The sequence below is a fragment of the Vannielia litorea genome, assembly GCF_019801175.1.
GTDB lineage: Bacteria > Pseudomonadota > Alphaproteobacteria > Rhodobacterales > Rhodobacteraceae > Vannielia > Vannielia litorea_B.
On sequence record NZ_JAHVJR010000001.1, the window covers coordinates 31,534 to 44,565 of the forward strand.

14 protein-coding genes are annotated in these 13,032 nt (G+C 67.9%); 11 read left to right on the forward strand and 3 right to left on the reverse strand.

Features of this window, described 5'->3' with window-relative positions; all coding sequences use genetic code 11:
* Positions 1–181: 181 nt before the first annotated feature.
* The 6 genes from dgcN to KUV38_RS00205 all read left to right on the forward strand — a co-directional run bounded on the left by dgcN (position 182) and on the right by KUV38_RS00205 (position 7,554).
* Positions 182–1,189 carry an N-acetyltransferase DgcN gene (gene dgcN, locus KUV38_RS00180; protein ID WP_222468120.1) on the forward strand — a complete coding sequence of 336 codons (1,008 nt, stop codon included), beginning with the start codon at positions 182–184 and terminating at the stop codon, positions 1,187–1,189.
* 209 nt (positions 1,190–1,398) lie between these two features.
* A complete protein-coding gene (gene dgcA, locus KUV38_RS00185) occupies positions 1,399–2,364 on the forward strand; it encodes an N-acetyl-D-Glu racemase DgcA (RefSeq protein ID WP_222468121.1) in 966 nt (321 codons plus the stop codon).
* Positions 2,361–3,137 (forward strand): metallophosphoesterase family protein, encoded by a 777-nt coding sequence (locus KUV38_RS00190; protein WP_222468122.1) that lies wholly within the window; start codon positions 2,361–2,363, stop codon positions 3,135–3,137. Before dgcA ends, KUV38_RS00190 begins: the two co-directional genes overlap by 4 nt.
* A gap of 139 nt (positions 3,138–3,276) precedes the next feature.
* Positions 3,277–4,131: a D-amino-acid transaminase gene (locus tag KUV38_RS00195; RefSeq protein ID WP_222468123.1), complete on the forward strand. Its 855-nt coding sequence runs from the start codon at positions 3,277–3,279 to the stop codon at positions 4,129–4,131.
* 149 nt (positions 4,132–4,280) lie between these two features.
* Entirely contained in the window at positions 4,281–6,800 is a 2,520-nt protein-coding gene (locus KUV38_RS21060; protein ID WP_222468124.1) for an OmpA family protein, read from the forward strand.
* A gap of 13 nt (positions 6,801–6,813) precedes the next feature.
* Entirely contained in the window at positions 6,814–7,554 is a 741-nt protein-coding gene (locus KUV38_RS00205) for a hypothetical protein (protein WP_222468125.1), read from the forward strand.
* 275 nt (positions 7,555–7,829) lie between these two features.
* Here KUV38_RS00205 and KUV38_RS00210 read toward each other — a convergent pair whose 3' ends face one another.
* Positions 7,830–8,141 (reverse strand): DUF1244 domain-containing protein, encoded by a 312-nt coding sequence (locus KUV38_RS00210; protein ID WP_222468126.1) that lies wholly within the window; start codon positions 8,139–8,141, stop codon positions 7,830–7,832.
* Between the two features lie 30 nt (positions 8,142–8,171).
* On the reverse strand, positions 8,172–8,939 hold the full coding sequence (locus KUV38_RS00215; RefSeq protein WP_410001010.1) for an N-formylglutamate amidohydrolase: 768 nt from the start codon (positions 8,937–8,939) through the stop codon (positions 8,172–8,174).
* Positions 8,940–9,053: 114 nt separating this feature from the next.
* On the opposite strand from KUV38_RS00215, the gene pyk reads away from it, so the two are divergent.
* The 3 genes from pyk (at position 9,054) to KUV38_RS00230 (ending at position 11,514) form a co-directional block, all read left to right on the forward strand.
* A complete protein-coding gene (pyk, locus tag KUV38_RS00220) occupies positions 9,054–10,499 on the forward strand; it encodes a pyruvate kinase (protein ID WP_222468127.1) in 1,446 nt (481 codons plus the stop codon).
* Positions 10,500–10,506: 7 nt separating this feature from the next.
* Complete coding sequence (locus KUV38_RS00225) at positions 10,507–11,136, forward strand: LysE family translocator (protein ID WP_222468128.1); 630 nt, start codon at positions 10,507–10,509, stop codon at positions 11,134–11,136.
* 147 nt (positions 11,137–11,283) lie between these two features.
* Complete coding sequence (locus KUV38_RS00230; RefSeq protein ID WP_315898518.1) at positions 11,284–11,514, forward strand: hypothetical protein; 231 nt, start codon at positions 11,284–11,286, stop codon at positions 11,512–11,514.
* Here the strand turns inward: KUV38_RS00230 and KUV38_RS00235 are convergent.
* Positions 11,511–12,215 carry a dienelactone hydrolase family protein gene (locus tag KUV38_RS00235; RefSeq protein WP_222468129.1) on the reverse strand — a complete coding sequence of 235 codons (705 nt, stop codon included), beginning with the start codon at positions 12,213–12,215 and terminating at the stop codon, positions 11,511–11,513. The two genes, KUV38_RS00230 and KUV38_RS00235, sit on opposite strands and share 4 nt — an antisense overlap.
* 175 nt (positions 12,216–12,390) lie before the next feature.
* On the opposite strand from KUV38_RS00235, the gene rpmI reads away from it, so the two are divergent.
* Positions 12,391–12,591 (forward strand): 50S ribosomal protein L35, encoded by a 201-nt coding sequence (rpmI, locus tag KUV38_RS00240; protein ID WP_213545856.1) that lies wholly within the window; start codon positions 12,391–12,393, stop codon positions 12,589–12,591.
* A 12-nt stretch (positions 12,592–12,603) separates the two neighbouring features.
* Complete coding sequence (gene rplT, locus KUV38_RS00245; protein WP_222468130.1) at positions 12,604–12,966, forward strand: 50S ribosomal protein L20; 363 nt, start codon at positions 12,604–12,606, stop codon at positions 12,964–12,966.
* The last annotated feature ends 66 nt before the right edge of the window (positions 12,967–13,032 follow it).

The window sequence follows — 13,032 nt, forward strand, 5'->3', positions numbered from 1 at the left end:
AGTGCAGCGATTCCGGTCCTTGCACATCATTTTGCCCAAGGCTTCGCCGCAGCGCGAGATATTTGCGCTGTATTGCGGCGCGGGGCGAGAATCTTGCGCGCAATCCTTAACCGCCCCTCAAGAATGCCACAAATTCCTTAACGGCGCACGGTAGCATCGCGCCAAACCAAGGAGCTGCCCCATGATCGAGACCCCCTATCTTCTTTTCCTCGGAGACGCCCCGGATGCGCTGGCCGCCAAGGTGGCCCAAGGCATCAAGGACTGGCGGCCGGACAATGCAGTGGGCCAGCTGAGGCTCGACGGCTGCAAGGCCGACATGAAGCTCACCGACATGACCATCGAAGAGGCCGTTGCCGCCGGCGCAAAGACGCTGGTGATCGGCGTGGCCAACCGGGGCGGCACCATCAGCCAGGCGTGGATGGACGTGCTGGAAAAGGCACTGATCGCCGGGATGGACCTTGCCTCTGGCCTGCACAACCTGCTCAAGCACGAGCCGACGCTCGTGGCGCTGGCCGAGGAGCATGGCCGCCAGTTGCATGACGTGCGCATCCCCAGCGTGAAATACCCGATCGCCAACGGCGAGCCGCGCAAGGGCATGCGCCTGCTGGCGGTGGGCACCGATTGCTCGGTGGGCAAGATGTATACCACCATCGCGATGGACGCCGAGGCCAAGGCACGGGGAATGAAGTCGAATTTCCGCGCAACGGGGCAGACGGGCATCCTCATCACCGGCAACGGCGTGCCGCTCGACGCGGTGATCGCCGACTTCATGGCTGGCTCCATCGAGTGGCTGACCCCCGACAACGACGCCGATCATTGGGACATGATCGAAGGGCAGGGCAGCCTGTTTCACCCCAGCTACAGCGGCGTGACGCTGGCGCTGGTGCATGGCGGCGCGCCCGATGCGCTGGTGCTCTGCCACGAGCCGACGCGGCCCCATATGCGCGGCCTGCCGGGCTACGAGCTACCGACGCTGGAGGCGCTGCGGGATGTGTCGCTGACGATGGCGCGGGTGGTGAACCCCGGTTGCGAGGTGATCGGCATTTCGATCAACACCCAGCACATGAGCGAGGCGGAGGCCGAGGCCTATCTGGCCGAGGTCGAGGCGCAGATGGGCCTGCCCACGGTGGACCCGTTCCGCCAGGGTGCGGGCCGTCTGGTAGATGCCCTTCCGGCACCAAAAGCCTGAGCCGGCCACGGGCGCAGGGGTGGGCAACACGCCCGCCCGGCGCCCTGGCAAACCTTAACGCGGCGTGCGGTGACGGTGGGGTAACGGTTTGGAGGTGTGCGGAGATCCGCACATACACAAGTGATGCACATCCCATGCACATCCGATGCATATCGCACTCGCAGAAAACCTGCGTTAACCTTGCGGGACGGCAAGTTTGGAGAGCCTTCATGGAGATCACCGCCAGAACCGAACAATTTGCGCTGAGCGTGCCCTTCACCATCTCGCGCGGCACCAAGGTGGCCGCCGATGTGGTGACGGTGGAGGTGCGTGAGGGCGGCGCGGTCGGGCGCGGCGAATGCGTGCCCTATGCCCGCTACGGCGAAAGCCTCTCCAGCGTGATGGACCAGATCAAGGGGCTGCCCGAGAAGGTCTCACGCGGTGATCTGCCCCGGCTGCTGCCGAGCGGCGCGGCCCGCAACGCCGTGGATTGCGCGCTCTGGGATCTGGAGGCCAAGCAGCGCGGCGAGCGGGTGTGGGCCTTGGCGAGCCTCAAGGAGCCGGGGCCGGAGATTTGCGCCTACACGCTGTCGCTCGGGGAGCCGGAGGAGATGGAACTGGCGGCGCGGGAGAACGCGCATCGCCCGCTGCTGAAGATCAAGCTCGGCACGCCGGAGGATATGCCCCGGCTGGAGGCGGTGCGCCGGGGTGCGCCGCGCTCGCGGTTGATCGTGGATGCCAATGAGGGCTGGTCGGCGGAGATTTACAGCGATCTGGCCCCGCATCTGCTGCGGCTCGGCGTGAACCTCGTGGAGCAGCCGGTGCCTGCCGATCAGGACGAGAGCCTCGTGGGCCTCATCAAGCCGGTGCCGATCTGCGCCGATGAGAGTTGCCATGACCGGGGAAGCCTGAAGCACCTGAAGGGCAAATACGATGTGATCAACATCAAGCTCGACAAGACCGGCGGGCTGACCGAGGCGCTGGCGCTGAAGCGGGCGGCGATGGAAGAGGGCTACGGCATCATGGTGGGCTGCATGGTGGGCACGAGCCTCGGCATGGCGCCGGCTGTGCTGGTGGCGCAGGGCGTGGGGTTCACCGACCTCGACGGGCCGCTCTTGCTGAAGGAAGACCGGATGCCGCCGCTGGCCTATGACGGGCGCGGGGTGCATCCGAGCCAAGCGGCGCTCTGGGGATGAGCCTGCCTGCCCGCCGCCTGCCCGCACCGCCGGGCCGCTTTGCGGTGATTGCCGACATTCACGGCAATGCCGATGCGCTGGAGGCGGTGCTGGCGGAGATCGACCGGGAGGGGCTGCGCTTTATCGTGAACCTCGGCGACCACCTGAGCGGGCCGATGGACCCTGCGGGGGTGGCGGCGCAGTTGATGGCGCGGCCCGGGATGGTGTGCATCCGGGGCAATCATGACCGCTACCTGCTGGAAGACCCGCTGGAGCAGATGAGCGCGACCGACCGGGTGAGCCGTGAGGCGCTGGGCGCGGCCGAGATGGGCTGGCTGCGGGCGCTGCCGGTGACGGCGTGGCTTGGGGAGGATGTGTATCTTTGCCATGCGCGGCCTGCGGTGGATGATGAATATCTGATGGAAGTGATCGACGGCGAGGGCGTGGCGCGGCGGGCGGCGGATGATGTGGCCGCCGATCTGGAGGGTGTCGACGCCGCGCTGGTGCTCTGCGGGCATTCGCATTTGCAGGGCGCGCTGGAGGTTGGCGGGCGGCTGGTGGTGAATCCCGGCTCCGTGGGCTGCCCGGCCTATACCGATGCCGAGCCTGCCCCCCACGCGGTGGAGAACGGCTCGCCTGATGCGAAATGGGCCGTGGTGGCGCGGGGCCGCGCGGGCTGGGAGGCGGAATTCAGGGCCACGCCATATGACACCACCCGGATGGTCGCGATGGCGCGGGCCTATGGCCGGGACGACTGGGCGCGGGCGGTGGAGACCGGCTGGATCAGAGGATAGGGCGGTTCCGCTCATCCGCCCTTCGAGGCGTCTTCGCGGGGGCGGTGCCCATACGAAGAGACTGCGGCGCGGTCGATGAGCGGCTTGACGCGCGGGGCGGCGCGAAGGATGAAGCCCGCAGAGGCAAAGGAGAATGCACATGAGCCGGATCGTCTATGTGAACGGGGAATATCTGCCGGAAGAGGAGGCCAAGGTCTCTGTCTTCGACCGCGGGTTTCTCTTTGCCGATGGCGTCTACGAGGTGACGACCGTGATGGGCGGCAAGCTGGTGGATTTCGACGGCCACGCGAAGCGGCTGTGGCGCTCGATGGGCGAGCTGGAGATGACGCCGCCCTGCACCGAGGAAGAGTTGCTGGGCATCCACCGGGCGCTGATCGAGAAGAACGGCTTTGACGAGGGGCTGATCTACCTGCAGGTCACCCGCGGCGCGGCGGACCGGGATTTTGCCTATCCGGCGGAGGGCACGGCGCCGACGCTGGTGCTGTTCCATCAGGAGAAGCAGGTGGCCGACAGCCCGGCGGCGGGCAAGGGGATGCGGATTGTCTCGATCCCCGACGAGCGCTGGGGGCGGCGGGATATCAAGACGGTGCAGCTGCTTTACCCGTCGATGGGCAAGATGGCGGCCAAGAAGGCGGGCGCCGACGATGCGTGGATGGTGGAAGAGGGCGTGGTGACCGAGGGCACGTCGAACAACGCTTATATCGTGAAGGATGGCGTGATCGTGACGCGCCAGCTGGGCACCGAGATCCTGCACGGGATCACCCGCGCCGCCGTGCTGCGCTTTGCCCGCGAGGCGCAGATGAAGGTGGAGGAGCGGCCCTTCACCATCGAAGAGGCGCAGGGGGCGGATGAGGCCTTCATCACCTCGGCCTCGGCCTTCGTGATGCCGGTGGTCGAGATCGACGGCGCCAAGCTGGGCGGCGGCACGCCGGGGCCGGTGGCCACGCGGCTGCGGGAGATCTACATCGACGAGATGCGCAAGGCGGCTGTTTGAGGGCTTCCCGGCTGACGGGCTGACCGGGGCGGCTGCGTGGCAGACCGCCCGCCACGCACGGCTCCCCGCGCGGGGGGCTTTGGCCTTGCACTCCGGCCCGGCTTGCGGGCACCATGCAGCCAGATTTGAGAACCGGGAGATTTTCAGACGTGCGCAGGCTCTGGGGCGGGGCAGTTCTGGTGGGAGGCGTGCTGGTGCTGGGGCTTTATGCCGGCGCACGGCCCGCTCATGACATCGAGGATCGGGTGCGGGAGCAGGCCGCTGCGGCGGTGCAGGGCTCGGTGCATGCGCTTAGTGCCGAGGTGAAGGGCCGCGACATCGTGCTCACGGGCCTTGCCGATGGCGAGGCGGAATATACCCGGGTGATCGTGGCGCTGGACGAGGTGCCGGGCCGCCGGGTGGTGCGATCGGAGGCCGAGATTCTCGCGGCGGCAAACCCCTACAGATTGCGCGGCGCATTCGGCCCCGGCGGCCCCGTCTGGGAAGGCAACGTGCCGAGCGAGGCCGCGCGGGTCGGGCTGGCGGAGAACATCGGAGAAGAGGCGGCGGCGGGCCTTGCGCTGGCCTCCGGCGCGCCTGCCGGTTGGTCCGGCGCCCTGGGCGCGGCGCTGGAGGCCCGGCGCCAGCTGGTACGCGGCGAGGTTTCACTGGAGGGGCAGGCGGTGCGGCTTTCGGGCGTGGTGATGACCCCGCGCGAGCAGGCTGCCGCAGAGGAGGCGCTGGCCGCGTTGCCCGAGGGCTGGAGCGCCGAGACCGAGCTGACCACGCTGGATGATGGCAAGCCCTTTGCCCTCGATATCGAGGCGGTGGACGGCAACGTGACATGGCGCGGCGGCAAGCTGCCGCGCGCGGTCGATCCGCTGGATCTCGACACCGCTTATGGCGCGCCGGTGGCGGGGGATATCGCCGTGGCGCAGATTGGCGAGGAGCAGGAAGATTTTGCCGGGGCCACCCAATCGGGCATGGCCGCGCTGGCGCAGCTGATGCGCGGGCGGCTCAGGATCGAAGGGCAGACGCTGGCGCTGACCGGGCTTGCCGCCGATCCGGGCGCAGCCGCTGCGGCCCGCGCCGAGTTGGAGGGGCTACCCGAGGGCTTTACCCCGCTGGTGGAACTGGAGCTGCATGACGACGGCAAGCCTTTCACCCTCGCCCTGAAAAAATCCGCCAGCGGATTGCAGGCCAGCGGCAAGCTGCCCGCCTCGATGGCGGAGGATGACATTGCCGCCGTCACCGGCCAGACCCCGCATGGCGACCTTGCGGTGGCCCGGATCGGCGCGGAGGAGGAGGTGTTCACCCTCGCGGCCCGTGCCGCCCTGCGCGCCGTGGCGCCGATGAAGAGTGCCGATGTGACGCTGGGCGAGGAGGGGCTGAGCTTTGTCGCCCTGGCCCCCACCCCGGCGGAGGCCGCAGAGGCCGAGGCGGCGCTGGCCCCGGTGACGGGCAGCCTGCCGGTGTCGACCCAGATCGACGTGGAAGACGATGGCCAACCCTTCGCCCTCGTGGTCGAAAAATCCCCCGAGGGTGCATGGAGCGCCAGCGGCAAGGTGCCCGCCGTGCTGGAAGGCTTCGACTATGCCGCCGCGGCGGGGGTCGAGGCGCTGGAAGCGGGCGAGGTGGCCGTGGCACGGATCGGCGGCGAGGCCCACGGCTTTGCCGATGCGGTGCCGCCGGGCCTTGCGGCGCTGACGGTGCTGAACTCGGGCCGCCTCACGGTGCGCGAGGGCGCGGTGGAGCTGGAGGGCGAGGCCGATGACCCGGAGGTGGCCGCCGAGGCCGAGGCGGCGCTGGGCGCGCTGCCCGAGGGATTTGCCCCGACGCTGGCGCTGGACCTCGTGGATGACGGCACGCCGCCGGCCTTTACCTTTGCCTATTCGGTGACCGAAGGCGGCAGCCTCAGCGGCAAGTTGCCTGCCGGGATGATCCCACCTGAGATCGCCGAGCTGACCGGGCTGGGCCAGCTCAGCGGCACGCCGGGCCAGTCGCGCGACGACGAGACCGGCGCGGAGGGGATGCGCAGCGCGATGGCGGCGCTCGGCCCGTGGATGGGTGAGATCGAGGCGTTGGAGCTGGTGCTGGCCGAGGATGGCAGCGTGAGTGCCGATGTCACCGCCAGCCCGGGCGTGGATGGCGAGCTGATGCGCGCCCGTCTGGCCGAGGCGCTGGGCGGGGCTGTGACCCTTGCGGTGGCAGAGGCCGAGGGCGCGGAGGGCGATCTGCGTGACAACCCGGCGACGGGGGCGCAGCAGCGGCTTTCGGGCGGGGTCTGGCTGCCGGTCATCGAGGGGATCGAGACCACGGTGGCGGGCTGCGACGCGGCCACGGCCAGCGCGCTGGAGGGCGAGCGGATTGGATTTGTGACCGGGGCGTTCCGGCTGGATGCGGCCTCGTTCAGCGCGGTGAACAAGGTGGCCGCGGTGGCGCTGGCCTGCGCCGAGGCCGAGCTGACGCTGGAGCTGGGCGGGCACACCGATTCCACCGGAAATGCGGAGAGCAACAAGGCGCTGAGCCAGCGGCGGGCCGAGGTGGTCGCCGCCGCGCTGGGCGCGCGCGGTGTGCCGGAGGCGGCACTGGTGGCCGTGGGCTACGGCGCCGATCAGCCGGTGGCCGATAACGAGACCGAAGAGGGCCGGGCGCAGAACCGGCGCACCACGCTCGAGTGGCGAGACTAGAGAAGGACGCGAGATGTTTCAGAACTGGGGCTTTCTGCTCACCGAAATCTGGTTTCTGCTGATCCTTGCGGCGCTGATCGGCCTGCTGGCGGGCTGGATCTTCTGGGGCAAGTCGGAGGGGGTCGCCGAGAGCGATGACGAGGCGATCGACCCTGTGGCTTACGAGCAGGCGCGAAGCAACGAGCACCGGCTGCGCGGCGAGCGCGACGAGCTGCTCGCCCGGCTGGACCGCTGCCGCTCGGACGGCGAGAAGAAGGACGCGCGGATGAAGGAGATGGAGGCGGAGCTCGACGAGCTGCGCGGCGAGGCGGCCTTTACCGCGCCGCTGCCTGCCTTCGAGGCAGAGGATGACCAGCTCCGCGCCTTCGACGAGACCTCGGGCACCCCTGCGGCCCCAGTGGAGCCCGCGGAAGAGACCACGCCCGACTTCGATGGCGACGGGGTGGCCGAAGGCACCGGTGAGGGCACGGAGCCTGCCAAGCTGGATTCCCCCCGCGAGGGCGGGCCGGACGACCTGAAGAAGATCAAGGGCGTGGGCAAGAAGCTGGAAGCGCTGCTGCACGAGATGGGCTTTTTCCACTACGATCAGATCGCCGGTTGGACGGCGGAGGAGATCGCCTGGGTCAACGCTAACCTGAAGGGCTTCAAGGGCCGGGTGACGCGCGACAACTGGGTGGAACAGGCCAAAGTGCTGGCGTCTGGCGAAGAAACGGCGTTTTCGAAGCGGGTGGATCGCGGCGGGGTTTACGACTGAGCGAGGCGCTTGGCCGAGCCGTCATGCAGCGGGGGCGCTGCCCCCGCACCCCCGGGAGTATTTGCAGCAAGAAAATGCGGGCAGGGAGCGGACAATTTGAGACGAATTGTGCATTTTCTTGCGTGAAATATCCCCGCCGGAGGCCTGAAATCTCTTTGGCGTTCGGCTGAGGCCTTGCGGAGCTTCAGTGGGAAGCGCCTGCCCTCGACGCGGGCGCTTACCGAGCGAAGCGAGGCCATTGGGGGTGACGAGCGCAGCGAGGCTGCGCGGCGGAGTCAGCCCTTGGTGACGTTTTCCTCAAAGGCGGTCTTGAAGGCCTCGTTCTGGGCGTCGGTGGCTTCGGTCTGGTTCTGCGCTTTCCACGCGTCGTAGGGCATGCCGTAGAACAACTCGCGGGCCTCTTCCTTGTCCATCTCGATGCCCCGCTCGGCGGCGGCTTCCTGCATCCAGCGGGAGAGGCAATTGCGGCAGAAGCCGGCGAGGTTCATCAGGTCGATGTTCTGCACGTCGGTGCGCTTTTCCATCAGGTGCTTCTGCAGCGTCCGGAAGGCGGCGGCTTCAAGCTCGGTGCGGGTCGCGTCGTCCATGGTGGTCCTCCTTTTCGGGGTAAAGCTAGGTTACAGCCCGCTTGCCGCCAGTGCCTCTTCGAGCATCGGCGCCAGACGGTCGGCCCAGGCGTTCTGCTGGGCGTCTGTTTCGATCAGGTCCTGGCGGAGTTCGATGAGCACGTTGGGGCGGCCGTGTTGCAGGGCGTGGCGGTCGACCGCGTCGCCGGGGAGGTGGCCGCCGTAGGGCTCGTTGTCGCCCACCACGAGGTCGGGCTCACGGCGGAGGCGGGCGATCAGGGCGTGGGCCAGCGTCGGGTCGACGTGGGAGTGCAACACGCCGATCTGCCAGGGGCGGGCCGGGCGGCCCTTGAGCTTTGGGGTGAAGCTGTGGACCGAGCAGAGCACGGGGGCCTCGCGGGCGGCGAGCAGGTCGGTCAGCGCGTCGTGGTAGGGGCGGTAGCAGAGCGCCTTGCGGCGCTCCAGCTCCTCCGGCCCGGCGGTGCGGTTGCCGGGGATGATCGTGCCGTCATAGAGCTTCATCAGCAGGGTCGGGTCATCCTCCCCGCGGTTGGGGTCGATCACCAGACGGGAGAAATTGGAGCAGATTGCGGGGCCGCCCAATCGCTCGGCCAGACCCAGCGCAACGCCTGCCGCGCCCGGGTCGAAGGCGATGTGGCGGGCCATCTCGGCGGCGGGCAGGCCGAGGCTGCCGCCGTTCACCGAGGGCGGCACGACGTTTGTTGCGTGGTCACAGGTTACGCACCAGCGCCCCGGTCGGTCGCGCCCGTGCAGGGAATAGGGGTGATATGTCATGGCGGTGTTTTGATTTCGGGTCATGCTCTGATAGGCAAGAGGCGCGGGGGATGCCAGTGGAAGTCACCTCCTCCCCCTTCCCGTCGCGCGGGTTTAGCGCTAACACGAGGGCGCAAACGCCCAGAGGAGAGCCACGACATGAAACGGAACCGCAACGTCAAGATCGTGGCCACGCTGGGGCCGGCCTCTGACACCTACGAGATGATCCGCAAGCTGCATGAGGCCGGGGCCGACGTGTTCCGCCTGAACATGAGCCACGGCTCCCATGAGGAGATCAAGGCGCGGCACGGGATGATCCGGCAGGTGGAGAAGGACGTGGGCCGCCCGATTGCGATTCTGGCCGACCTTCAGGGGCCGAAGCTGCGGGTTGGCACCTTTGCGGGCGACAGCGAGGAGCTGGTGGAGGGCGCGAGCTTCCGGCTCGATCTGGACCCTGCGGAGGGCGATGCCAGCCGGGTCTGCCTGCCGCACAAGGAGATTTTCGACGCGCTGGAGCCGGGCTCCAGCCTGCTCGTCAACGATGGCAAGATCCGCCTGAAGGTGACTGCCTGCGGCTCCGATTATGCCGATTGCGAGGTGATCGCGGGCGGGACGATCAGCAACCGCAAGGGGGTGAACGTGCCTGATGTGGTGCTGCCGCTGGCGGCGCTGAGCGAGAAGGACCTGAAGGATCTCGAATTCGTTTGCGCCCTTGGCGTGGACTGGCTGGCGCTGAGCTTCGTGCAGCGCAAGGAAGACGTGGAGCAGGCCCGGGAGCTGGCCAAGGGGCGCGCCGCGATCCTCTCGAAGATCGAGAAGCCGGCGGCGGTGAAGGCCTTTGCCGAGATCCTCGACGCCTCCGATGGCATCATGGTGGCGCGCGGCGATCTGGGTGTGGAGCTGCCGGTGCAGGCGGTGCCGCCGATCCAGAAGCGGCTGGTGCGCACCACCCGCTCGGCGGCAAAGCCGGTGATCGTGGCGACCCAGATGCTGGAGAGCATGATCGAGAGCCCGATGCCCACGCGCGCCGAAGTTTCTGACGTGTCGAACGCGATTTACGAGGGCACCGATGCGATCATGCTCTCGGCGGAGAGCGCGGCGGGTGACTACCCGGTGGAGGCGGTCATGACGATGAATGCCGTGGCCGAGGAGGTGGAGAGCGACCCGACCTATCGCGACGTGATCGAAGCGGCCCGCCGGATCGAGCGCTCGACCGTGGCCGATGGCATCGTGTCGGCGGCCCGCGAGATCGCCGAGGCGACCGACATCAAGGCGATTGCCTGTTTCACCCAGACCGGCACCACCGCCGGCCTCGTGGCCCGCGAGCGGCCCGAGGTGCCGATCCTTGCGCTGACCAACCACATCGGCACCGCCCGCCGCCTTGCCCTGACATGGGGCGTGACCTGTGCGGTCACGGCGCGGCTGGAGCGGTTCAAGCAGGCGGTTGTCAGCGGCGCCCGCGCCGCACGCGAGCTGGGGCTGGCGACCGAGGACGACCAGATCGTTGTGACCGCCGGTGTGCCCTTCAACGTGCCCGGCTCCACCAACATCCTGCGCGTCGCGCCCTGCGCCGAGCGGCTGATCTACGCCTCCGACCCGGAGTAACCCGGCGATGACGCTGGAGGTCTGGACGCTCTATGTGGCCACGGTGCTGGCGCTGATGAGCACCCCCGGCCCCAGCCAGTTGCTGATGCTCTCCAACAGCGCGACCCACGGCTTTGGCCGCGCTCTGGCCACGGCGGCGGGCGACCTGACCGCAAACGCGCTTCAGATGCTGGCCGCCGGGCTTGGGCTTGCGGCGCTGATCGCGGCCTCGGCCACGGCGCTCTCGGTGATCAAATGGGCCGGGGTGGCCTATCTGGTCTGGCTCGGGGTCAGGATGATCCGCCGGGCGCAGGCGGCGGACCCGGGGCTGGCACAGGCGCGCAGCAGGGCCTCGCTGAAGGCGCTCTGGTTGCAGGGCTTTCTGACCTCGGCGGCCAACCCCAAGGCGGTGGTGTTCTTTGCCGCGCTCTTTCCGCAGTTCATCTCGGCTGAGGCGGCCTTCTGGCCGCAGCTCTTGATCCTTTCGGCCACCTACATCGTGATCGACGGGTGCTTTCTGTCGGCCTATGGCGGCAGTGCGGGTTGGATTGCGGCGCGGTTCAAGGGGACGGCCCGGCTTTGGATCGAGCGAGTCGGCGGCGGCTTCATGATCGGGGCGGCGGTGCTGCTTGGCCTGAAGACCATCGGCCAGCGCTAGGCCGTGCTGGGTTTGCCGACTGATGCCACGGGGCCGCGCGGCGGCGCACATTCAGCGGCTGCTGGCCGAAAAGATTGATTTTTGCCCGACCTGCCCGAATAGTTGACGCAAAGGCAAGAAGCACTTGGGCAGTTCAGGAGTGGCAGGGTGACGATCGATCCGGATGTTATTTTTGTCATCGGCATGGTGGTGGGGCTTCTGGCGATCCCCGCGCTAATCGGGGCGTTCTCGGAAAGCCGACCGCCACGGGCGGCGGCGATCATGGTGCTGATCTCGGCAGGGCTGATCTCTGTTGCCGTGCTGCGCAAGCCGGGTGGCTACACCGTGAGCGGCGCGCCGGAGGTCTTCATGCGGGTGATCGGCGATATCGTGAATTAGGCCTCTGCCCGGAAGGCCTCGGCAAAGAGGCTTTCGGTCGCGGCCCAGGCCCGTTCGGTGGCGCGGGCGTCGTAGTTTTTGCCGCCTGCCTTGTCTTTCGCGCCCGGATTGGTGAAGGCGTGGCTGACGCCGCCCATCGCGAGGATCTGCCAGTCGGCCTGCGCCGCGTCGAGTTCCTCGGCCAGTGCCAGCACCTCATCCGGCTTGGCGAGCGGGTCATCCCAGCCGTGGAGGGCGAGGACTGAGGTGGGGATGGTTGCGGCGGTTTCCCATGTGGGGCGGTCGAAGAGGCCGTGGAAGCTGGCGACGGCCTTCACATCGGCCTCGCCCAGACGGGCCAGATCGAGCACGCATTTGCCGCCGAAGCAGAAACCGATGGCGCCGTGCTGGCCGTTGGTGGCGCCGGAGCCGCGCATCCAGTTTAGCGCGGCTTCGATCCGGCGGCGCAGCTCCGTGCGGTCGGCGTTGAGCGCGTTCATCATTTCGCGGCAGTCTTCCGGACCCTCGGGCGCGCGGCCATAGGTATCGGCCACGAAGGCGGCGTAGCCCATGGCGGCGAGGCGCTCGGCGGCATCCATCTCGATGGGGCCGCGCCATGCGATGGAATGGAACACCAGCACGCCGGGGCGGGGGCCGGAGAGGGCCGGATCGGTGACGAGGGTGCCGGAAAAGCCCTCGTAGGTCTGGTCTTGATGCTGCATGGTCGGCCCTCCTCGAATCGCGCAGGTGGGGCCATGGTGCGCAGGAAGTGCCGAAAGGCACAAACCCCCTTGCCAGATGCGGGATTCGCCCCTATACGCCACCTCTCATCCGCGCGGGCGGGCCGACAGTGGCATGCCTTTCCGCGCAAATACGACCAACTCATGGAGATGGCAAATGCCCAAGATGAAGACAAAATCGAGCGCCAAGAAGCGCTTCAAGGTGACGGCCAAGGGCCGCATCAAGGTGGCCCAGGCGGGCAAGCGTCACGGCATGATCAAGCGGACCAACAAGTTCATCCGCAATGCCCGCGGCACCACGGTGCTGTGTGACGCCGACGAGAAGATCGTCAAGAAATTCATGCCCTACGCCCGCTAAGGAGAGCCTGAGATGTCCCGAGTCAAAGGTGGAACGACCACCCACGCCCGCCACAAGAAGGTGATCAAGGCCGCGAAAGGCTATTACGGTCGCCGCAGCACCAACTTCAAGACCGCCACGCAGGCTGTCGACAAGGCCAATCAGTACGCCACGCGAGACCGCAAGAACCGTAAGCGCCAGTTCCGCGCGCTGTGGATTCAGCGGATCAACGCCGCCGTGCGCAGCCACGATGAGAGCCTGACCTATTCGCGCTTCATCAACGGCCTGTCGCTGGCCGGCATCGAGGTGGACCGCAAGGTGCTGGCCGACCTCGCCGTGCACGAGCCGGAGGCCTTTGGCGGTATCGTCGAAAAGGCGAAAGCCGCGCTGGCCTGAGGGTCGCTAAGAGAAATTTGGAAGGGCCGTCCTTCGGGGCGGCCTTTTTGTTTTTGGGATTTGGAG

Coding starts and splice junctions, on each gene's coding strand:
- rplT (WP_222468130.1), top strand. CDS start 12,604: ATGTCCCGAGTCAAAGGTGGAACGACCACCCACGCCCGCCACAAGAAG.
- KUV38_RS00205 (WP_222468125.1), top strand. CDS start 6,814: ATGTTTCAGAACTGGGGCTTTCTGCTCACCGAAATCTGGTTTCTGCTG.
- KUV38_RS00225 (WP_222468128.1), top strand. CDS start 10,507: ATGACGCTGGAGGTCTGGACGCTCTATGTGGCCACGGTGCTGGCGCTG.
- KUV38_RS00195 (WP_222468123.1), top strand. CDS start 3,277: ATGAGCCGGATCGTCTATGTGAACGGGGAATATCTGCCGGAAGAGGAG.
- dgcN (WP_222468120.1), top strand. CDS start 182: ATGATCGAGACCCCCTATCTTCTTTTCCTCGGAGACGCCCCGGATGCG.
- dgcA (WP_222468121.1), top strand. CDS start 1,399: ATGGAGATCACCGCCAGAACCGAACAATTTGCGCTGAGCGTGCCCTTC.
- KUV38_RS00210 (WP_222468126.1), bottom strand. CDS start 8,141: ATGGACGACGCGACCCGCACCGAGCTTGAAGCCGCCGCCTTCCGGACG.
- KUV38_RS00235 (WP_222468129.1), bottom strand. CDS start 12,215: ATGCAGCATCAAGACCAGACCTACGAGGGCTTTTCCGGCACCCTCGTC.
- KUV38_RS00190 (WP_222468122.1), top strand. CDS start 2,361: ATGAGCCTGCCTGCCCGCCGCCTGCCCGCACCGCCGGGCCGCTTTGCG.
- rpmI (WP_213545856.1), top strand. CDS start 12,391: ATGCCCAAGATGAAGACAAAATCGAGCGCCAAGAAGCGCTTCAAGGTG.
- pyk (WP_222468127.1), top strand. CDS start 9,054: ATGAAACGGAACCGCAACGTCAAGATCGTGGCCACGCTGGGGCCGGCC.
- KUV38_RS00215 (WP_410001010.1), bottom strand. CDS start 8,939: ATGACCCGAAATCAAAACACCGCCATGACATATCACCCCTATTCCCTG.